22 protein-coding genes and 1 other RNA gene are annotated in these 20280 nt (G+C 72.9%); 11 read left to right on the forward strand and 12 right to left on the reverse strand.

Annotated elements, in window-relative coordinates; all coding sequences use genetic code 11:
* Positions 1–39: 39 nt before the first annotated feature.
* From IEZ24_RS19925 to IEZ24_RS19945, 5 genes are all read right to left on the reverse strand, one after another.
* Positions 40–423: a hypothetical protein gene (locus IEZ24_RS19925; protein WP_129456832.1), complete on the reverse strand. Its 384-nt coding sequence runs from the start codon at positions 421–423 to the stop codon at positions 40–42.
* A gap of 185 nt (positions 424–608) precedes the next feature.
* Entirely contained in the window at positions 609–2651 is a 2043-nt protein-coding gene (locus IEZ24_RS19930) for an NAD(+) synthase (protein ID WP_129456831.1), read from the reverse strand.
* 56 nt (positions 2652–2707) lie between these two features.
* Positions 2708–3007 carry a hypothetical protein gene (locus IEZ24_RS19935; protein WP_129456830.1) on the reverse strand — a complete coding sequence of 100 codons (300 nt, stop codon included), beginning with the start codon at positions 3005–3007 and terminating at the stop codon, positions 2708–2710.
* Positions 3007–3936 (reverse strand): hypothetical protein, encoded by a 930-nt coding sequence (locus IEZ24_RS19940; protein WP_129456829.1) that lies wholly within the window; start codon positions 3934–3936, stop codon positions 3007–3009. The genes IEZ24_RS19935 and IEZ24_RS19940 overlap by 1 nt, the downstream gene beginning before the upstream one ends.
* A complete protein-coding gene (locus tag IEZ24_RS19945) occupies positions 3933–4418 on the reverse strand; it encodes a SigE family RNA polymerase sigma factor (protein WP_129456828.1) in 486 nt (161 codons plus the stop codon). The genes IEZ24_RS19940 and IEZ24_RS19945 overlap by 4 nt, the downstream gene beginning before the upstream one ends.
* 87 nt (positions 4419–4505) lie before the next feature.
* Between IEZ24_RS19945 and IEZ24_RS19950 the strand changes: the two genes are divergently transcribed.
* From IEZ24_RS19950 to panB, 7 genes are all read left to right on the forward strand, one after another.
* Positions 4506–5393, forward strand: coding sequence for a GNAT family N-acetyltransferase (locus IEZ24_RS19950; RefSeq protein WP_129456827.1), 888 nt, complete (start codon positions 4506–4508; stop codon positions 5391–5393).
* Positions 5394–5438: 45 nt separating this feature from the next.
* Positions 5439–6629, forward strand: a complete 1191-nt coding sequence (locus IEZ24_RS19955; protein WP_129456826.1) for a PQQ-dependent sugar dehydrogenase — start codon at positions 5439–5441, stop codon at positions 6627–6629.
* Positions 6630–6697: 68 nt separating this feature from the next.
* The gene (locus IEZ24_RS19960) at positions 6698–7219 is read left to right on the forward strand and encodes a hypothetical protein (protein WP_129456825.1); all 522 of its coding nucleotides are present in this window, start codon (positions 6698–6700) and stop codon (positions 7217–7219) included.
* The gene (locus IEZ24_RS19965; RefSeq protein ID WP_129456824.1) at positions 7216–7545 is read left to right on the forward strand and encodes a hypothetical protein; all 330 of its coding nucleotides are present in this window, start codon (positions 7216–7218) and stop codon (positions 7543–7545) included. The genes IEZ24_RS19960 and IEZ24_RS19965 overlap by 4 nt, the downstream gene beginning before the upstream one ends.
* Positions 7542–9467, forward strand: a complete 1926-nt coding sequence (locus IEZ24_RS22485) for an alpha/beta hydrolase (protein WP_129456823.1) — start codon at positions 7542–7544, stop codon at positions 9465–9467. The genes IEZ24_RS19965 and IEZ24_RS22485 overlap by 4 nt, the downstream gene beginning before the upstream one ends.
* A 17-nt stretch (positions 9468–9484) precedes the next feature.
* Complete coding sequence (locus IEZ24_RS19975; protein WP_129456822.1) at positions 9485–9985, forward strand: hypothetical protein; 501 nt, start codon at positions 9485–9487, stop codon at positions 9983–9985.
* Positions 9986–10097: 112 nt separating this feature from the next.
* Positions 10098–10955 carry a 3-methyl-2-oxobutanoate hydroxymethyltransferase gene (gene panB, locus IEZ24_RS19980; protein ID WP_129456821.1) on the forward strand — a complete coding sequence of 286 codons (858 nt, stop codon included), beginning with the start codon at positions 10098–10100 and terminating at the stop codon, positions 10953–10955.
* Positions 10956–10960: 5 nt separating this feature from the next.
* Here panB and IEZ24_RS19985 read toward each other — a convergent pair whose 3' ends face one another.
* Complete coding sequence (locus IEZ24_RS19985; RefSeq protein WP_129456820.1) at positions 10961–11239, reverse strand: hypothetical protein; 279 nt, start codon at positions 11237–11239, stop codon at positions 10961–10963.
* A gap of 74 nt (positions 11240–11313) precedes the next feature.
* Between IEZ24_RS19985 and IEZ24_RS19990 the strand changes: the two genes are divergently transcribed.
* Complete coding sequence (locus IEZ24_RS19990; protein WP_191192889.1) at positions 11314–11880, forward strand: hypothetical protein; 567 nt, start codon at positions 11314–11316, stop codon at positions 11878–11880.
* A gap of 3 nt (positions 11881–11883) precedes the next feature.
* Here IEZ24_RS19990 and IEZ24_RS19995 read toward each other — a convergent pair whose 3' ends face one another.
* Positions 11884–12108 carry a hypothetical protein gene (locus IEZ24_RS19995; RefSeq protein ID WP_129456819.1) on the reverse strand — a complete coding sequence of 75 codons (225 nt, stop codon included), beginning with the start codon at positions 12106–12108 and terminating at the stop codon, positions 11884–11886.
* Between IEZ24_RS19995 and map the strand changes: the two genes are divergently transcribed.
* Complete coding sequence (gene map, locus IEZ24_RS20000) at positions 12107–12979, forward strand: type I methionyl aminopeptidase (RefSeq protein ID WP_129456818.1); 873 nt, start codon at positions 12107–12109, stop codon at positions 12977–12979. The two genes, IEZ24_RS19995 and map, sit on opposite strands and share 2 nt — an antisense overlap.
* A gap of 13 nt (positions 12980–12992) precedes the next feature.
* Positions 12993–13368, forward strand: an RNA gene (gene rnpB / locus IEZ24_RS20005) — RNase P RNA component class A.
* 33 nt (positions 13369–13401) lie between these two features.
* On the opposite strand, the gene IEZ24_RS20010 is transcribed toward rnpB, so the two are convergent.
* Positions 13402–14853: an RNB domain-containing ribonuclease gene (locus IEZ24_RS20010; protein ID WP_129456817.1), complete on the reverse strand. Its 1452-nt coding sequence runs from the start codon at positions 14851–14853 to the stop codon at positions 13402–13404.
* Between the two features lie 49 nt (positions 14854–14902).
* Here IEZ24_RS20010 and yaaA point away from each other — a divergent pair, with 49 nt between their 5' ends.
* Positions 14903–15682: a peroxide stress protein YaaA gene (gene yaaA, locus IEZ24_RS20015; protein ID WP_129456816.1), complete on the forward strand. Its 780-nt coding sequence runs from the start codon at positions 14903–14905 to the stop codon at positions 15680–15682.
* Positions 15683–15699: 17 nt separating this feature from the next.
* On the opposite strand, the gene IEZ24_RS20020 is transcribed toward yaaA, so the two are convergent.
* The 4 genes from IEZ24_RS20020 to IEZ24_RS20035 are packed head-to-tail and all read right to left on the reverse strand — an operon-like array spanning position 15700 to position 20259.
* Positions 15700–16791, reverse strand: coding sequence for an FUSC family protein (locus IEZ24_RS20020; RefSeq protein ID WP_129456815.1), 1092 nt, complete (start codon positions 16789–16791; stop codon positions 15700–15702).
* A 14-nt stretch (positions 16792–16805) separates the two neighbouring features.
* Positions 16806–17546, reverse strand: coding sequence for a zinc ribbon domain-containing protein (locus IEZ24_RS20025; protein WP_129456814.1), 741 nt, complete (start codon positions 17544–17546; stop codon positions 16806–16808).
* 30 nt (positions 17547–17576) lie between these two features.
* On the reverse strand, positions 17577–18695 hold the full coding sequence (locus IEZ24_RS20030; protein ID WP_129456813.1) for a Nif3-like dinuclear metal center hexameric protein: 1119 nt from the start codon (positions 18693–18695) through the stop codon (positions 17577–17579).
* A gap of 22 nt (positions 18696–18717) precedes the next feature.
* Positions 18718–20259, reverse strand: coding sequence for an AMP-binding protein (locus tag IEZ24_RS20035; RefSeq protein WP_129456812.1), 1542 nt, complete (start codon positions 20257–20259; stop codon positions 18718–18720).
* Positions 20260–20280: the final 21 nt, after the last annotated feature.

Raw genomic sequence — 20280 nt, forward strand, 5'->3', positions numbered from 1 at the left:
TGGGTGGATCGGCGTGGATCGGAGTGGGGGGTTTCGGGCTCAGGCGCCGAGCGTCGCGGTGCAGGGCTCACCGTCGGCGGGCGTGAGGGTGACGGTGTACGTCGCGTCGCCGGGGTTGCCGTCGCTGAAGGCGTCGACGTCGATCTCGCCGTCCTCGTCGGTGGTGCGGGTGCCGGTGAGCAGCGACGTGTCGCCGCGGGTCAGCTCGACCTGCCACTCCTCGCCCGGGCCCGACGACTGCAGCTCCGCACTCACCTCGGTGCCGCCGTCCTCCGCCTCGGCGCTGAGCTCCCAGGTCGCGCCGCCGCACGTGCCGCGCTCGCTGGTCTGGGCCTCGACGGCGTTGCCGACGGCCCACCAGGAGCCGAGCCCGACCACGACGGCCGCGGCGGCGACGCCTCCGATGACTGCCTTCTTCTGCACGATTCCTCCTCGTCGTCCGACGCCGGTGGTGGCGTCATGACAGGAGGTTCGTCGAGGCGCGGCTAACCGCGCTCCAGCCGGCCGTTAAGGGGTCGCTAAGGCAGAGTCCCCGCCCGAGCGGGGAGTCCGTCACTTCGAGGCCTTCACAACCCCCTCGAAGTGTCGGACTTCCCCTCCAGGTCGCCCTAGGAGGCCGGCACGTCCCGCTCGATCTCGGCCAGCCAGGCCGTGCCCTTGGCGTCGCTGGGCATCCGCCAGTCACCGCGCGGGCTCATCGTCCCGCTCGGGCTCACCTTGGGGCCGTTGGGCAGCGCCGAGCGCTTGAACTGGTTGGCGAAGAACCGCTTCACGAAGACCTCGAGCCACGACCGCACGTCGGAGAGCGAGTACGCCACCCGCGCGTCGTCGGGGAACCCGGGCGGCCACTCCCCCGCGTCGGCGTCCTTCCACGCGTGCCAGGCGAGGAAGGCGATCCGGCGCGGCCGGAAGCCGTGCCGCACCACCATCGCCAGGGTGAAGTCCTGGAGGTTGTAGGGCCCGACGGAGTCCTCGGTCGCCTGCGGCTTCGTGCCCTCCTCGGTCGGGATCAGCTCGGGGGTGATCTCCTGCTGGAGGATCTCGACGAGCACGTCGTTGGCGGCCTGCTCGAACTCCCCGTGGCTGATCACCCAGCGGATCAGGTGCTGCACGAGCGTCTTCGGCACGCCGGCGTTGACGGTGTAGTGCGACATCTGGTCGCCGACCCCGTACGTGCACCAGCCGAGCGCCAGCTCGGACAGGTCGCCGGTGCCGACGACGATGCCGCCGCGCTGGTTGGCGAGGCGGAACAGGTAGTCGTAGCGCAGGCCGGCCTGGACGTTCTCGAACGTGACGTCGTAGACCTTCTCGCCGCGGCCGTAGGGGTGGCCGAGGTCCTTCAGCATCTGCTCGGCCGTCGGCCGGATGTCGAGCTCCTCGAAGGTGACGCCGAGCGCCTGCGAGAGCCGGGTGGCGTACGACTTGGTGGTCGCCCCGGTCGCGAAGCCCGGCATCGTGAAGGCGAGCACGTCGCTGCGTGGCCGGCCGAGCCGGTCCATGGCCTTGCACGCCACGATCAGCGCGTGCGTGGAGTCGAGGCCGCCGCTGACGCCGATCACAGCCTTCGGCGTGCCGATGGCGTTGAGCCGCTGCTCGAGGCCCGAGACCTGGATGTTGTAGGCCTCGTAGCAGTCGAGCTCGAGACGGGCCGGGTCGTCGGGGACGAACGGGTAGCGGTCGACCTTGCGCCGCAGCCCGATGTCGCCGGCCGGGGGCTCGAGCTCCCACTCCACCGTGCGGAAGCGGTCGGTCCGCTCGTGGTGCGTGCGCCGGTTGTCGTCGAAGGAGCCCTGCCGCAGCCGCTCCTGCCGGATCAGGTCGAGGTCGACGTCGACGACCGTACGGCGCGGCCCGTCGGGGAACCGCTCGCCCTCGCCGAGCAGCGAGCCGCACTCGTAGACCAGCGTCTGGCCGTCCCAGCTGAGGTCGGTGGTCGACTCGCCCTGCCCCGCTGCCGCATAGACGTACGCCGCCGCGCACCGTGCACTCGCGCTGCGGACCAGCAGCCGACGGTCCTCGGCGCGCGCGACGGTGATCGGCGAGCCGCTGAGGTTGGCGAGCACGGTCGCCCCGGCCAGCGCGGCCTCGGCGCTGGGCGGCACCGGCACCCACATGTCCTCGCAGACCTCGACGTGGAGGTCGAGGCCGGGGACGTCGAGGCAGCGGAAGACCAGGTCGGGCCCGAAGCGGACGTCCTGCCCGGCCAGCGTCACCCACTCCAGCTGGCGGTCGTCACCGGGCGCGAACCAGCGACGCTCGTAGAACTCGCGGTAGTTGGGCAGGTAGGACTTCGGCGCCACCCCGAGGATCGAGCCGCGGTGGATGACGACCGCGCAGTTGTAGACCCGGTTGCCCTGCACGACCGGCGCGCCCACGACCAGCGCCGTCATCAGGTCGGCGCTGGCCGCGACGATCTCGGCGACGGCCTCCTCGGCCGTCGCCAGCAGGGTGTCCTGGAGGAACAGGTCGTCGACGGAGTAGCCGGTCAGGCACAGCTCGGGGAACACCGCCACCGCGACGTGGTCGTCGTGGCAGACGCGGGCCTGCTCGATCACGACAGCGGCGTTGGCGAGGGGGTCGGCCAGGTGCACCGGCAGCGTGACCGCCGCGACGCGCGCGAAGCCCTGGGCGTAGGCCGAGTAGAAGTCCACGCCGCCACTCTAGGGAACCGGCTCCGCACCGCTGGTCGAGGAAGGACGAAGTCCTGTCACGAGACCCCGTCCAGCAGGTCCGGCGCAACCGCGATCCATCGCACTCCCGGCCCGCCACTGCCCAGCCTCGCGAAGTCGCCGGTGCGGAAGTCCCACGACACCAGGTGCGTGACGCCGTCCTCGGGACTCATGGTCCGGAAGTCCATCGGCGTCACCATCAGCAGCACGGTGTCGGGGTCGACGAAGCCGAGCGCCGTCAGGTGGGCGTTGTCGCTGTAGACCGAGTCGCGGTCCTTGATCGGGGCGTACCCGAGGATCTCGCCCGTGCCCGGATCGACGACGACGGGACCGCTCATCAGTGCCACGCCGTCCGGTCCCGGGTTGCCGGTGTAGGCCACCAGCCCGAGCGGGTGACGTAGCGCTCTCCGTAGCCGCCGAGCGACACCGACGACGCGTCGTCGGCGGAGTTCCACATCCGGAGCCGACCGTACGCTCGGGTGCGTTCGCGGATCGTGCCGTCGTCGGGGTCCACCATCACACCGCTGCCGTACGCCCCACCGAACGGTGCCGGCTCCCCCGTTCCGTCGAGACCCACCAGCCACGGGCGTTTCCAGTGCAGGACGACGAAGCCCTCGTCCCCCGGCAGCCAGCGCAGCCCGGGGCGGGAGTCGACCGGACCCGCCAGCTCCGGCGGCCACGGCACGACGCTCTGCTCACCGGTCGTCGCCTCGACCACCAGGACGCCCGCGTCGACCGCCATCGCCACCCGGTCGCCGTCCGGGCTGATCGCCGGGCTGACGACGTCGCGGAAGGTCCCCTGGATGGCGTTCGCGGTGCCCGGCACCGAGCGCCACTCGCCGTTGGTCGCGAGCACGCGCAGGTCGACGCCCTCCTCCGGCCAGGCCAGCACGACGTCCGGCAACGGCGCCTCCGCGATGCTCGGCGCGTCCGCCGGAGGAGCGATCTGCTCGGGCAACGTGCTGGGGCGGCGCGGCGCGTCCACGACGGTGAACGGGTCCCAGATCGGCTGCGTCGCAGGATCCGTGTCGGCGGCCGACGGCGTGGCCGTCGGCGTCGGCACCGGCGTGTCCACCACCCCCGCCTTCGGCGTCGGCTCCTGCACTGCCCACGCCACGCCCCCGCCGAGCAGGGCCACCGCAGCGAGCGCCCCGACCGCCGTCCGCCGTACGCGCCGCCGGTGGGCCTCGGCGAGTGCCCGCCCGGCAAGGTCTGGCGACGCGACGTGGTCCGTCGCCTCGCGGAGCAGCTGGTCCAGGTCGTTCACGGCGTCCTCCCGATGAGGCTGAGGAGCTCGGGTGCGCCGGTGCGCAACCGGGCGAGGGCGGCGGCGTTCTGGCTCTTCACCGTGCCGATCGAGACGCCGAGCACGTCTGCGGTCTCGCGCTCGGTGAGGTCCTCGAAGTGCCGGAGCACCAGCACGGCACGCTGGTTCGGGGTCAGCCGCGCGAGCGCGCCCCTCACGACGAGCGCGATCTCCGGCTCCGACGTCGCCCCTGCGTCGTGGAGCCGGTCGGTCGGCACGTCACGGCGTCGCCGCCACCACGAGATGTTGTCGCGCGCGATGATCCGCAGCGCGTACGCCGTGGGGTTGCCGTCGGCGAGCCGCGACCAGCGCAGCGCCACCTTGGTCAGCGCCTCCTGCACGAGGTCCTCGGCCCGGTGCAGGTCGCCGGTGAGCAGGTAGGCCGAGCGCAGCAGCTGGCGTTGCCGCCCGCCCACCCACTCGGTGAATCCCTGCTCGTCCACGCGTCCCCCGCTCGGTCCTGACCACTCAACCGCACCGGAGGCACAAATGGTTGGGACCACTTCGTCGGCGCGTTCTACGGTGCGGTCATGGCACTCGAGATCACGCCCTGCGTCACCGACGAGGAGTACGACGCCTGGCGGCGGGTGCGGATCGCCGTGGTCCCCTACGAGCGCACGCAGTCCGTCGCCGAGCTCCGCGAGGGCGACACCCCCGAGCGGCTGCTCGTGCTGGCCCGCGAGGACGGCGTCGTCGTCGGTCACGGGATGGCCAACCGTGCGGACAGTGCCGCCTCCGGCAGCGTGATCCCGCGGGTCCTGCCCGAGCACCGCAGGCGCGGCGTCGGCACGGCGCTGCTCCACCGGCTCGTCGAGCACGTCGAGACCCTCGGGTTCCCGATGCTGCGCGCCGGCGCCGACGACGAGGAGTCCCTCGCCTTCGCCCGGCGCAACGGGTTCGAGGAGGTCAACCGCGAGGTCGAGCAGACCTTCCGGATCGACGGGCCCGTGGAGCCGACGCCGCGCCCCGACGGCATCGAGGTCGTCACCGCGCAGGACCGTCCCGGCCTGTGGGAGGCGGCGTACGAGCGCTTCGGGCTGGAGGCGCTCGCCGGGTTCGCGGTCGACACCCCTCTCGACGTCACCCCCGAGAGCTGGGTCCGCTCGTGGCTCGGCGACCCGATGTTCCTCGCCCTCCACGACGGCGAGGTGGTCGGGTGCGCGGGCCTGGGCCTCGACCCCGACCAGCCGGCCCGCGCCGAGAACGGACTCACCGCCGTCCGCAGCGACTGGCGCGGCCGCGGCCTGGCGGTGCACCTCAAGCTCGTCACCCTGGCGTGGGCGGCCGACCACGGCATCACCGAGGTGTACACCTGGACCCAGGACGGCAACGGGCCCATGCGGTCGCTCAACACGCGCCTGGGCTACGCCACGACGCGGGTCGGGATCCAGCTCGCCCGCCCCACCCGCCGAGGCTGACGGGCCCCCTTTACCGAGCGCCCACCCGCCCGTAGCGTCTCGCTCGTGCGCCACAGCCTCCGCACCACCTCGGTGTCCCTGTCCCTCGCCGCCCTCGCCTGTGGCCTGCTCGCAGGCCTGCCGCCGTCGGTCGCCGACCCCGGTGCCGGGACGGCCGACGTTCGTACGGAGGCGCGCCCGGACCCCCGCGGCGCGTCCGCCGTCCCACGGCTGCGCGTACGCACCGTCGTCCGCGGTCTCGAGCACGCATGGGACGTCCAGCAGGCTCCCGGCGGGCGACTCGTCGTGTCCGAGCGCGACCGCGCCCGGCTCAGCGTCGTGCGCAAGGGGAAGAGGCGCACCCTGGCCGACCTGTCGCGGCGGGTCTGGGTCTCGGGCGAGACCGGCCTGATGTCGATCGCGGTGGACCCCGCCCGACGGACCCTGTGGGCGTGCCACGGTGCGTCGCCCCGCCGCAGCAACGAGGTGAGGGTGACCCGCTGGAAGGTCGACCGCAGGTGGCGCTCGTTGTCGAGGCCGCGGGTCGTCCTGGGGGGTCTGCCCGCCACGTCGGGGCGTCACGGCGGCTGCCGGCTGCTGCTCGACCGCGGCAGCGCCGCCCTCTACGTCGGCACGGGTGACGCCGCCGTCGGCGCCAACCCGCGCGACCTCGACTCGCTGGGCGGCAAGGTGCTGCGCGTCCACCGGCGTACGGGCGCCGCGATGCCCGGCAACCCGTTCGCCGACGCGGGCAGTGCCCGCCGGTTCGTGTGGACGTACGGTCACCGCAACGTGCAGGGCCTGGCCCAGCGGGCGGACGGGTCGGTGTGGTCGGTCGAGCACGGCAGCTTCCGCGACGACGAGGTCAACCGCCTCGTCGCAGGCGGTGACTACGGCTGGAACCCCGTCCCGGGCTACGACGAGTCGGTGCCGATGACGGACCAGTCGCTGCCCGGCGAGCAGCAGGAGGCGGCGTGGTCGTCCGGCAGCCCGACCCTCGCCACCTCCGGTGCCGCGTGGGTGAGCGGACCCCAGTGGGGACGACTGGACGGGACGCTCGCGGTCGCGGCACTGAAGGCGTCCGAGGTGCTCTTCCTCCGCTTCGACGCCAACGGCGAGCTGAGGTCGGTCACCCGCCCGCGGCGGCTGGCCCGCCTGGGCCGCCTCCGGTCGGTCACCTCCGCTCGCGACGGCGACCTGCTCCTCACGACCGACAACGGCGGCCGCGACCGGGTGCTGCGCGTCTCCCCCCGCTGACCCGGCGGCGCAGGCCGTAGTCCGGCGCGGGAGGTTTGAGCGGGCCCCGGTCACGGAAGAAGACCCCCATGACGCCTCCCGCGACCGGCCCGGGTGCCCCCGATCCGCTCCAGGCCGACCCCATGCTCCGCGTGCTGCGCGAACGACACCCCGAGGTCGACATCGTCGTGCTGCCGCAGGCCGCGCCCGCACGCCGTGCTCCCGAGGTCGACCCGCCGGGCCGAGACGCCCTCGCCGGAGACCTCGAGCGCGACCTCGACGACCTGCTCGAGCGGCTCGGCTCCGACACCCCCCTCCGTTCGGTCCAGCGCGACCACCGCTGGCACACCGACGAGTGGGACCAGACCTGGTACGAGGCCGTGGCGGTGGTCGACGACCTCGCGCGGGGCGACAACGTCGCGCTCCTCCGGGCGACCGGACAGGGCCTCGTCGACCTCGGCTGGCAGGCGCGACCCGTCCCCGGTGACCGACCACGCCTCGTCGCCCGCCGGCGCGACGGGGCGGAGGCCGCTGGCACCGTGCGGCCCACCTCGCTCGTCCTCACGCTGCGGACCCCGAAGGTCCGCGCCGTCGAGGAGGTCGCCCCGTGACGCTCCAGATGTGGACCGCCACGCTCCAGAGGGCCCGTACGGCGTGGGAGGAGCAGGCCGAGGGCCTCGACGGCCCCCGCAAGAACCTCGCCCAGGCCGACCCGGCCCTCCTCGGCGACGCGGTGCAGGCCGCGGCCGACGCCTTCCTCACCACCTGGGAGCAGCGCACCCTCGCCCTGCGCGACCAGGCGTCAGGCCACGCCGACGCGCTGGCCCAGACGATGTACGACTTCCTCCTCACCGACCAGGACAGCGTGCAGGCCACCCAGCAGCTGCTGCTGTGGGAGGACCGCGGCACCACGCCCGTGCAGGCGGTGGGCCCGTGACCACGATCGCCGTCCCGGCCTGGCTCCCGACCGAGCCCGAGCTGCAGGTGACGGAGGCCTCCGGCGCCGTGCTCACCGACGTCCGCGCCGCCGCGACCGCGGTCGACGACGTCGCCGACTGGGCGCGCGCCAACGGTGCCCCCGCCGACTTCAGCGGCAGTGCGGCAGACGCAGCCGACCACGCCGTCACCCGCTTCGCCCGCGACACCGACGCGGTCGGCGCCGCCCTCGAACGCGGCGCGCTCGCGATCGACGCGTTCCTCACCCAGATGCGCCGGCGCCGCACCGAGCGCGAGGAGCTGATGGAGCGCCGCCAGCGCCTCAACAGCGACCGCGAGGCGCTGCTGCAGCGCATCGGGACCGCCACCGAGGACCAGGTCCCGGCCCTCCAGGCCGAGGCGGCCCAGCTGCGGGCGGCCTTCGACACCTACCACCAGGACCTCCAGGCCTGGCGGGACCGCGTGGACGCCGACGAGCAGCGCTGCGTACGCGCCCTGGCGGCAGTCGACGAGCTCGCCGAGGGCCGTACGGCCGCCGCCGACCCGTCCCGCGCCGACACCGAGGTGCTCGCCGCCGAGCTGCGCCGGCTCGGCACCGACACCGACGCGGTCAACGCCTGGTGGAACGGCCTGTCCCAGGCCGAGCGCAACGCCCTGCTCATCAGCGACCCGGGCCTCGTGGGCAACACCAATGGCGTGCCCACGGGCGACCGGGACGAGGCCAACTCCGCCGCCGTGCAGCGCGACCTCGAGCACCTCCTCGCCAAGCAGGCCGCCGGCGACCCGCTCAGCGCGTCGGAGCAGCGCTGGCTCGAGAACGCCCAGTCCATCCAGAAGGCCGTCGACCAGGCCTCGTCCCCCACCTGGGCCGGCCTCGACGTCGACGCCTTCATCATGGCCTACCAGCCGCACGCGTTCGGCGGCGACGGCATCGCCGCCGTCGCCTACGGTGACCCGGACACCGCCGACCACACAGCCGTCTACGTACCGGGCATCATGCAGGACGGCACCCAGATCGACGAGAACGGCAGCCAGGCCCTCAACCTCTACGAGGAGACGGTGAACCAGATGGCCGCCGAGGTGCCTCCCCGCGAGGGCTCGGTGTCCACCATCGCCTGGATCGGCTACGACTCCCCCAACTTCAACCCCGAGTCGATGTGGCCGTGGGACCTCGGCGACTCCGCCGGCGACGTGTCCCACACGGTCACCGAGGCCAACGCGGCGGCGGGCGGCCTCGCGCTCTCCCAGTTCGTCGACGGCCTCAACAGCACCCACAGCACAGGGGACCAGCCCCACCTGACGGTGATCGGCCACAGCTACGGCTCGACCACCTCGTCGTACGCCGCGGCCGGAGGCATGGACGCCGACAGTCTCGTCCTCATCGGCAGTCCCGGCGCCAGCGAGGGCGTGGACCACGTCCCCGACCTCAACATGCCGACCGGGCAGGTGTTCGTGGGGGCCGCCGACCACGACCCCGTCTCGTGGCTCGGCGGCGAGGACGGCGTGTTCCCGGGGACGTGGGACGACAGCCTCGGGCTCGGTGCCGACCCGGCCCAGCACGACTTCGGCGCGATCAACTTCGCCGTCGACAACGGCCAGGAGTTCCACGGCACCGGGCTGGTCACCACCGGCTTCATGGAGAACCATGTCAACTACTTCGACGACCCCAGCGCCACCCACGACAACGCCGCGCTCGTCAACATGGCCAACATCGTCTCGGGCAACACCGATGCCGTCGAGGACACCGGCGGTCGCACCCAGGAGGCCCACGACTACCTCTACGACTGGGTCGGCGGCGAGGTGAACCACCACGTGGTCGAACCCGTGGTCGAGGCCTACGAGGGCGTCCGTGACGGCGTGGTCGAGACCTACGAGGGCGTGCGCGACGCCTGGGACGACCTGTGGCCGGACCACTGGCCGTGAGGGCTACGGTGACTGCCATGCGCGCCACGCTCACCGTCCTCACGCTGGTCGCCCTGGTCGTCAGCGCCACGTCCTGCAGCCTGGGCTCCGACGAGGTTCCGGCCCGCGACCGGGAGAAGCAGGTGGTCGACGCGGTCTCCGAGGCCGTCCCCCTCGTCGAGCAGGCGCTCGGCGCCACCGAGGTCGAGGTGGGCGGCGGCTGGGGCTCCTGCCCGAGCGGGGTGGGTCACGTCTACTCGGGCGGCGGCACGATCACGGCGCCCGAGGGTGACGCCGCCGCGCAGCTCGACGCCGTCCGTACGGCGCTGACCGACGCCGGCTTCGAGGACGGCACCCAGGTCGACGGGCACGTGAGCGTGAGCCGCGGCGAGGTCGACCTGGACTTCCAGCCCTCCGCCGCCCGCGGGCCGGGTGCCTGGGCGGTCAGCTTCAGCGGGCCGTGCAAGCGCTACGGCGGCGACGACGAGGACTACGTCCAGGAGCAGGGGCTGGCTCCCGCGACCACGCTGCTCCAGTGACCGCCGTGCACCGGGGTGACGACCGCCACAGCGCCGTACGCCCTGCTCCGGACTAGCCTGAACGTGGTCCGTGGACTCCACCGGGGAGCTGCGAGATGACGAGGAGCGAGCGATGACGACACCGTCCGAGGAGACCGCCCCCTACGGCTCCGGTCCCGCAGCACCTGCTGCGCCCGTGAAGCGCGTACGCACCCATCACCTGCGGGAGATGAAGGAGCGCGGCGAGAAGATCACCATGCTGACGGCCTACGACATGTACACCGCGGCCACCTTCGACGAGGCCGGCATCGACCTCCTGCTGGTCGGCGACTCGGCCTCCAACAACGTCCTCGGCAACGAGACCTCGCTGCCCGTCACGGTCGACGAGCTGCTGCCGCTGACGCGCGCGGTGGCGCGTTCGGTCACGCGGGCCATGGTCGTCGGCGACCTGCCGTTCGGCAGCTACCAGGCGTCCCCCGAGCAGGGCTACCTCACCGCCGTCCGGTTCATGAAGGAGGCCGGCGCGCACTGCGTGAAGCTCGAGGGCGGCGCCGAGATGGCCCCCGTGATCGAGAAGTGCACCCGGGGCGGCATCCCCGTCATGGCGCACATCGGCTTCACCCCGCAGTCCGAGCACACGCTCGGCGGCTACCGCGTGCAGGGCCGCGGCGACGCGAGCGACCGTGTCATCGCCGACGCCCACGCCGTGCAGGAGGCGGGCGCCTTCGCCGTCGTCATGGAGATGGTCCCCGGCGACGTCGCCGAGCGGATCAGCAAGGAGCTGACCATCCCGACCATCGGCATCGGCGCCGGCGCCGGCTGCGACGGACAGGTGCTGGTGTGGCAGGACGCCTTCGGTCTGCGGACGGGGCGGATGGCCCGCTTCGTCAAGCAGTACGCCGACGTGCACGGGGTGCTGCTCGACGCTGCACGGGCGTACGCCGACGACGTGCGCGGCGGCACCTTCCCTGGCCCTGAGCACACGTTCTGAGCTGCTCAGCTCCACCCCAGGTAGCGCGCGCCGCCCACCACGGTGCCGAACCACATCAGCGCGACCGCGATCGGCAGCACCACGACCGCGCGCGGCCTGCGGGTGAACCATGCGATCGCGAGCGCCAGCGCGACGAGCCACACGAGCGCCAGCCCGAGCATCGCCCACCACGGCGCCCCGACCGCGACGCTCGTCGCGCCGATCAGGAAGGCGACGCACGCCAAGCCGACCAGGCCCGCGAAGGGCCACGGCGAGAGCGGGGTGGAGGGTCGGTGGTCGGGCACCGCGCCACGCTAGCGGGTGACAACGACGGGCGAGCACGCAAGGATCGGGTCTCCCACGAGGCGAGGAGTGAGCTGTGAGCGAGACCCCGGCCAACAAGACGACGGCTGCCGACACGACGACGGCTGCCAAGAAGACCACCCCGGCGAAGAAGACGACCGCCAAGAAGACGACGGCCAAGAAGTCTGCCCCCACCAAGAAGTCTGCCCCCACCAAGAAGGCGGCGCCGGCGAAGAAGAGCGCTGCCAAGAAGTCTGCCCCCACCAAGAAGGCGGCCTCCGCCAAGAAGGCGGCGCCCGCGAAGAAGACCGCCGCGAAGAAGTCGCCGGCCACGAAGTCCGCTCCGACGGCCCCGAGGCCGGTCGCCAGTGCAGCCCGGAAGTCCGCTGCCGAGCGGGCCGTCGACGTCGGCGCCCAGGCCATCAGCAGCGCGGCACTGATCCAGAAGGTCGCGCAGGAGACGGCCGAGCGCGTGGCAGCCGAGACGGCAGCGCGCGTGAGCCAGCAGTACGAGGCGGCGATCTCCGAGCTGACCAAGACGTTGGACAAGAACACGAAGCGGGCGCTGAAGAGCGTGCGCGCCGCTGCCGACATCGCTCAGTCGGCCTCACCCATCAAGGGCAAGAAGTCGAAGAAGAAGTAGCGGTCAGCTGTCCGGCGTCCCGTCGGCGAGACCGTCGCCGGAGCCCGGGCCGTCGTCGTTCCACTTCGGGTCGTTGTCCCACTCCTCGTTGCGCTCCTCGACCTTCTCGAGCGCGCGGGAGGCCTCGGCCGACGAGGCGTACGGGCCGAGCCGGTCGGCGTTCTTGCACCCGTCACGGCCCTCCACGGCGTGGTGCGTCAGGCAGAACCAGTATTCGTTCTCGCTCATGGGCCGAAACTACACTCGCGTCGTGTCTGTCGTATCCCCCGCAGAGGTGTCTGCGCGTCGTGCCGTGCCCGCCCACATCGCCCGTCCGGAGTACGTCGACCGGCCCGCGCCGGCGCGCTTCACCGGCGAGGAGGTCAAGGACGCCGAGACGATCGAGCGGATGCGGGTCGCCGGCCGGCTCGCCGCCCAGGCCCGCGAGCTCGTCGGCTCGCACGTCGTGCCCGGGGTGACCACCGACGAGCTGGACCGCATCGGTCACGAGTTCCTGTGCGACCACGGGGCCTACCCCTCCACGCTCGGCTACCGCGGCTTCCCCAAGTCGCTGTGCTCCAGCGTCAACGAGGTGATCTGTCACGGCATCCCCGACTCCCGGGTCGTCGAGGACGGCGACATCGTCAACATCGACATCACCGCCTTCATCGGCGGCGTGCACGGCGACACCAACGCCACCTTCCTCGCCGGCGACGTCGACGAGGAGTCGCGCCTGCTGGTCGAGCGCACCAAGGAGTCGCTCGACCGCGCGATCAAGGCGGTCAGGCCCGGTCGCCGCGTCAACGTCATCGGCCGCGTCATCGAGGCGTACGCCAAGCGCTTCGGCTACGGCGTGGTGCGCGACTTCACCGGCCACGGCATCGGCACCGCGTTCCACTCCGGCCTCGTCATCCCGCACTACGACGACGAGCGCTTCGACGACGAGATCCGCGTCGGGATGACCTTCACCATCGAGCCGATGCTCAACCTCGGCACGCCCGACTACGACATGTGGGACGACGGCTGGACGGTCGTGACCAAGGACCGTCGCCGCTCCGCGCAGTTCGAGCACACCCTCCTCGTGACCGAGGATGGCGCCGAGGTGCTCACGCACCCCTAGACTCGGGCCTGAGTGGGTCGGCCGGGCGGCCGCGGTCCGTCACCTCGGTGGCGGGTCGAGGAAGGTCCGGGCTCCACAGGGCAGGGTGGTGGCCAACAGCCACCCGGGGCAACCCGCGGGATCAGTGCCACAGAGAACAGACCGCCGGCTCCGTGCTTCGGCGCGGCGCCGGTAAGGGTGAAACGGTGGTGCAAGAGACCACCAGTGCGCCGGGCGACCGGCGCAGCTAGGCAAACCCCACCCGGAGCAAGATCAGACAGGATGCGTCCGAGGGCGGCCCGCCCGAGCATCCGGGTAGATCGCACCAGGCGGCCGGCAACGGTCGTCGCAGATGGATGGTCGCCCCTGCGCAAGCAGGACAGAACCCGGCCTACAGGCCGACCCACTCCCACCCCGCGCCGCCGCCGTGCGCGCGACGCCCCTCAGACCAGCCGGAACTCCACCTTGCGCGCCCCCGGGTCGGCAGCCACCAGCTCGACGGCGACCTCCTCGCCGAGCGGCAGCTCCGCGGACCCGGTGACCGTGGCCTCGATGGCGGGGTCCTCGATCGTGATGTCCCCCCGACGCCGGTCCTTCTCGTCGAGGTCGACGACGACCGCGGTGAACCGCTCGCCCACCCGGTCGTGGAGCAGCTCGGCCTCGCAGAGGTCGACGATCGCGTTCTCGTACTGGTTGGCGCGTCGCCCGGAACCGGCCATGGTGTCGGGCAGCTCGTGCATCGCGTCGACCACCCACCCGGGGACCTCGGTGCCGGCGCACAGCGCCACGCAGATCTCCCCGGCGTAGCGGTCGGCCAGCCGACGCAGCGGCGCGGTGACGTGGGCGTACTCCGAGGCGAGCGCGGAGTGCTGCGCCTGCTCGGGCAGCTCGCCGTTGAAGGTGACGTAGCCCGCGCCGCGCAGCAAGCGGGTGCACGCCACGATCATCGCGGCGTGGTTGGGCCGCGAGGGGTCGAGCGTGCGGATGAAGTCGGGGTAGAGCTGCTCGGCCGGCCACTCGATGCCGAGCGCGCGGGCGGTGCGGTGCAGGCGCTGTACGTCGCGGGGGTCCGCCGGCGGGAGCGTGCGGAGGATGCCGACCCGGGCATAGACCATCAGCGACGCGGCGGCCATGCCGGTGAGCAGCGAGATCTGGGCGTTCCACGTCTCGACCGGCGTCAGCCGGCGGAACTCCAGCTCCCAGTGGCCGTCGCCGTTCTCGACGAGCTCCTGCTCGGGCAGCGGCAGCGAGACGCCTCCCCGCGCGGCCTCGCGGGCGAGCCGGAGCTCACCGACCTCGCGGAGCAGCTCGATCAGCTCGGGGGCCCGCCCGGCGTCGAGGTCGGCCTGGACCGCGTCGTACGCCAGCTTGGCGCGGGAGCGCACCAGGGCCCGCTCCACCTGGACGTCGGTCCCCTCCCCCGTGCCGTCCACGCGGATGGTCCACAGCAGCGCGGGACGGACCTCGTCGGGCAGCAGCGAGGCCGCCCCCTCGCTGAGCACGGGCGGGTGCAGCGGGACCTTGGAGTCCGCGCCGTAGAGCGTCTCGCCGCGACGGTTTGCTTCGACGTCCACCGGGTCGCCCGGCGTCACGAAGGCGCCGACGTCCGCGATGGCGTAGTGCACGACGTAGCCGTCGCCGGAACGCTCGATGTGCATGGCCTGGTCGAGGTCGCGCGCCGACTCCGGGTCGATGGTCACGAGCTCGATGTCGGTGCGGTCCAGATCGGGCAGGCGCGGTGCGGCTGCTGCCTCCGCCGCCGCCCGCTCGACCGACTCGGGGAACCGCGCCGAGATCTCCAGCTCCTGCTGGATGGTGGCGATGCCATCCCGCATCTCCTGGGCGCTGACGCTGTCACCCGTCGACCGGACCTTCACCACACGGTTGCTGGGCATGTCAGGACCCTATCCGGGAGGTCGAGGCAGCCGCCCCTACCCTGTGCCCGTGCTGATCCTGCTGCCCCCCAGCGAGGGCAAGACCGCTCCGCGCCGCGGCAAGTCCCTCGACCTCTCCTCGCTCTCCTCGCCCGCGCTCACCCCGACGCGCAGCTCGCTGCTGGAGGCGCTCACGACCCTGTGCCGTGCCGACCCCGACAAGGCGGTCGAGGTGCTCGGGCTCGGCCCCGCCCAGCGCGACCTCGTCCAGCGCAACGCGACGCTCGAGGCGGCGCCGACCGCGCGCGCCGACTCGATCTACACCGGCGTCCTCTACGACGCGCTCGGCTTCGACACCCTGAGTCCCGCCGCCCGCCGGCGCGCCACGTCGCGCGTCGCGGTGACCAGCTCGCTCTTCGGCATCGTGCGGCCGGGCGACCGGATCCCGGCCTACCGCCTCTCCGGCGACGCAGCCCTGCCCGGCGTCGGGTCGGTCGCCGGTGCGTGGCGCGAGGTGCTCGGCGACGCGATCACCGAGGCGGTGCGCGGCGGCCTCCTCGTCGACCTGCGCTCCAGCACGTACGCCGCCTTCTGGCGGCCGACCAAGGACCTGTCGCGCCGTGTCGCGACCGTGCGCGTGCTCCACGAGGCGGACGGCAGGCGCAGCGTGGTGAGCCACTTCAACAAGGCGACCAAGGGCCGCATGGTGCGCGCGCTGCTCGAGGACGGCGCCGACCCCCGTACGCCGGGCGCGCTCGCCGACGCGCTCACCCGCCTCGGCTGGACGGTCGAGGTCGGCGAGCCGACGCCGAAGGGCACCCAGCTCGACGTCGTCGTCACGCAGGTCTGACCCTCGTTCGCGACCTGTCAGCGCAGCGGGATCACGTCGGTCGCCTCGAGCGGGTCCATCCCGCACAGGGCGAGGAGGTCGGCGATGATCGACCGCACCTGCGCGAGGATCACCTCGGCGGAGAGGTCGTCGCTGTGCTCGACCTGGGCGGTGGCGCGGCCCAGCGCGATCAGGTCCTCGATCACCGCCGTGGCCATCCGGTCGGCGACCAGCTCGTCGGCGACCCGCTCGGCCAGCACCGCCAGGTCGCGCATCAGCGCGGCGTACGACATCGGCACGGGCTCGCGCCGGTAGCAGGCCACCGCCACCCGACGTACGACCACGCGAGTGTTGCGCAGGGCCACGTCGAGGGGCTCCACCAGCTCGGCGAGCTGGCGTTGCTGCTCGCCGTGCCGCCGCCGGAACGGCGAGGAGCTGACCACGGACAGCCCCTCCTCCGACGCGGCGCGCAGCTCACCGATCAGGATGTCGGTAGTCCGGGCGTCGCGGAGCACCGCCAGCGCACGCTCGACGTCGCCGTCACCGAGGCGGTCCGCCGACGATCGCAGGAGCTCGGCGATCTTGCGCACCACCACGGCCGCCTGGTCGCGCGGCTTGCGCAACGGCGCACGCGGCACGACCGTCGCGGCGACCAGAGCCACCGCCCCGCCGATGATGGCGTCGGTCCACCGCAGGAACGCGTCCCCCGGTGCTGGGGCGAGGGCAGCGACGACGATCCCCTGCACGGCGGCCTGGATGATCAGCAGCTGCCCGGCGTCGAGGAGCAGCGCGATCGACATCCCGGCCGCGACGATCAGCGCGATCTGGAGGCCGCCGGAGCCGATGAGGTGGGTGGTGGCGTCCCCGAGGAACACCCCGAGGGCGACGCCGACGGTCACCTCGGCGACGCGGCGCTGGCGCTGGCCGTAGGACATCCCGAGGGAGACCACGGCGGCGATCGGCGCGAAGAACGGCAGGTGGTGGTCGAACACGTCGGCGGCCAGCCACCACGCGACCCCGGCCGCGATCGCGCACTGGCCGATGACCCAGCCCTTGGCGCGCAGCCGGGCGACGCGGGCGCGCAGCGACGTACGGCCGCGCGCCGCCACCAGCTCCGCGTCGAGGCGCATCGCGGGTCGGCCCCTCAGAGTCCCGACTCGTCGGTGCGCACCAGGATGCGCTGGCACTCCTCGCACCGGATGACCTCGTCGGCCGGGGCGGAGCGGATCCGGGACAGCTCGGACGCGTCGAGGGTCATGTTGCAGCCCCCGCACTGGCGGGCGCGCAGCAGCGCCGCGCCGATGCCCTTCTGCTCGCGCAGCCGCTCGTAGAGCGCCATCAGGTCGTCGGGCAGGCCGTCGGTCGCGGGCCCGCGGGCGGTCGACACCTCGTCGAGCGAGCGGTCGATCGCGGCGCGCTTCTCGTCGCGGGCGGCGACGAGCTCGGCGAGCCTCGCGTCGATGTCGTCCGCGCGGATGGCGAGCCCGTCGAGGACCTGCTGGGCCTCCTCGAGCTTCTCCATCACCTCGAGCTCGGCGTCCTCCAGCGTCGCGATCCGGCGCTCGAGGGACACGAGCTCGTGCTGCATCCGCTCGAGGTCCTTGGGGTTGGTGATCTGCCCGGTGTCCATCCGGGTGCGGTCGCGCTCGCGGCGGGTCTTGACCTGCTCGACCTCACGGTCGGCCTTGGCCTGCTCGGCGGTGAGGTCGTCGACGACGATGCGGGCGTCGCGCACCTGGTCGGTGAGCGCGGTGCGCTCGGTCTCGAGCGCGCTGATCTCGGCCACCTCGGGGAGGTTGGCCCGCTGGTGCCGCAGCTGCGCGGCACGCCGGTCGAGCTCGGCGACGTCGAGGAGCGCGAGCTGGTGGGTGGGATCGGCCTTCAACGGCTCTCCTGCTTCGACTTCGGGTGCGATCTAGTGGCGGAACGTCCACGGGTCGGTGCACCGCGTGCTGACCCGGGTGTCGACCCTATCGCCCAGCGTCGCGCGCAGCCGAGACTCCACCACCGGCAGCCACGTCCACTCCGCTGCCCAGTGGGCCACGTCGACCAGCGCGGGTCCGCCGTGCTCGAGGAACTCCCCCGCCCGGTGGTGCCGCAGGTCGCTCGTGACATAGGCGTCCACGTCGCTGCGGGCGAGCTCGTCGAGCAGGAAGTCGCCCGCCCCGCCGCACACCGCGACGCGCCGCACCACCCGCGCGGGGTCCCCGGCCACGCGTACGCCGTGGGCCGTCGCGGGCAGCGCCGCCGCCACACGTGCCGCGAACTGGTCGAGGGTCGTCTCCTCGATGGTGCCGACGCGCCCGGTGCCCGTGCCCGCGAGCCCGGGGTCGGCGAGCGGGAGGACGTCGAAGGCCGGCTCCTCGTAGGGGTGCGCGGCGAGCAGCGCCCGCACGACCGCCGTACGCCGGGAGCGCGGGACGACCGCCTCGACCCGCGCCTCGTCCACCACCTCGAGGTCGCCGACCCGGCCGACGGCGGGCGAGGCCCCGTCCAGCGGCCGGAAGCGGCCCTCGCCCGTCGTGGTCCAGGTGCAGGAGTCGTAGTCGCCGATCCGGCCCGCGCCGGCGTCGGCCATCGCGGTCCGTACGGCGTCGGCGTCTGCCAGCGGCACGAACACGACGACCTTGTCGAGCGGCTCGGCGGGCGCGGGCCTGATGGGCGCGAGGTCGGTCAGCCCCAGGGCGAGGGCCAGGGACTCCGAGACGCCCGAGTCGGCCTGGTCGGCGTTGGTGTGCGCGGTGAGCAGCGCACAGCCGCCCGCGGTCAGGGTGTGCAGGGTCCTGCCCTTGGGCGTGGTCGCCGCGACCGAGCTGACGGCGGTCAGGAACAGCGGGTGGTGCACCACCAGCAGGTCGGCGCCCCACTCGACCGCCTCGCGGGCGACCTCGAGGGTCGGGTCGACCGCGAACATCACGCGACCGACCTCGGCGACCGGATCACCCGACACCAGCCCGACGGCGTCCCAGGAGTCGGCGGTGCCGGGCGGGTACCAGGTGTGCAGCAGGTCGACGACGTCGGCGAGGCTGGGCATGCGCGCAGGCTAGACGACTGGACTAGTGGACCTGACGCTCCTGGCCCTCCCAGTAGGGCTGGCGCAGCTTGAACTTCTGCAGCTTGCCGGTCGCCGTGCGGGCCAGCTCGTCGCGGAACTCGATCGACGTCGGCGCCTTGTAGCCGGCCGCCTTGTCCTTGCACCACGCGATCAGCTCGGACTCCATCTCGGGGCTGCCGCTCGCGCCGTCGGACAGCACGACGAGCGCCTTGATCGTCTCGCCCCACTTCTCGCTGGGCACGCCGATGACCGCGACCTCGGCCACGGCCGGGTGGGAGAAGAGCACGTCCTCCACCTCGATCGAGGAGACGTTCTCGCCGCCGGTGATGATCACGTCCTTCTTGCGGTCGCTGATCGTGAGGTAGCCGTCGTCGCCGATCACTCCCCCGTCGCCGGTGTGGAACCACCCGTCGACCAGCGCCTTCTCGGTCTCGTCCGGTCGCTCCCAGTAGCCCTCGAGGATCACGTTGGAGCGCGCCAGCACCTCACCCTGCTCGTCGGTGCGCAGGCGTACGCCGATGGCCGGCGCACCGGCCCGCACCAGCTTCGCCGCCCGCTCCTCCGCGGGCAGGTCGTCCCACTCGGCGCGTCCGCGGTTGACCGTCAGCAGGGGCGAGGTCTCGGTGAGGCCGTAGATCTGCACGAACTCCCAGCCGAGCTCCTCCTCGACTCGCACGACGGTCTTCGTCGGCGGCGGGGCGCCGGCCATGATGATCCGTACCCGGTCCCGGCCGGGGATCTCGCCCTCCCAGTCCTGAGCCGCGTCGAGCACCGCGGCGGCGACCGCGGGCGCCGCGCACATGACGGTCACCCCGTGCTGCTCGACCCGCCGCAGGATCTCGGCGCCGTCGACCTTGCGGAGCACCACCTGCGGCACCCCGAGGCCGGTCATCGCGAACGGCATCCCCCAGCCGTTGGCGTGGAACATCGGCAGCGTGTGGAGGTAGACGTCGCGGTCGCTGACCCCGGCGTGCAGCCCGAAGGTGACCGCGTTGGTCCACAGGTTGCGGTGGGTCAGCTGCACGCCCTTGGGCCGCGCCGTGGTCCCTGAGGTGTAGTTGATCGTCGCCGTCGCGTTCTCGTCCGGCTCCCAGGCCCGTGGCTCCACCCCGGCCTCGGCGAACATCGACTCGTCCTCGCCCAGCGCGAAGCGGTGCTCGACGTCGATGCCGCGCACCGAGTCGACGAGCTCGGGGTCGACGTAGAGCACCCGCGCTCCGGAGTGGGCCACGATGTAGGAGATCTCGTCGGGCCGCAGCCGGAAGTTGATCGGCACCAGCACCCGGCCCGAGCCGCACACGCCGAAGAACGACGTCAGCAGCCGTGCCGAGTTGTGGCTGAGGATCGCGACCCGGTCGCCGACACCGATGCCCAGCTCGTCGAGCTTCGCTGCCTGGCGGCGCGAGAGGGCGTACGCCTCGGCGTAGTTCAGCGTGCCCAGCGACTCGGCTGGCTGGTCGGGCTCGTCGACGAACCCCGGCCGCTCGCCGTAGACGGCCGCAGCACGCTCGATGAAGTCGGTGACGCTGAAGGGGACGATCATGCGCCAACTGTGGCACGCGTC

It is taken from the genome of Nocardioides ganghwensis (assembly GCF_014779655.1).
GTDB classification, from domain to species: domain Bacteria; phylum Actinomycetota; class Actinomycetes; order Propionibacteriales; family Nocardioidaceae; genus Nocardioides; species Nocardioides ganghwensis.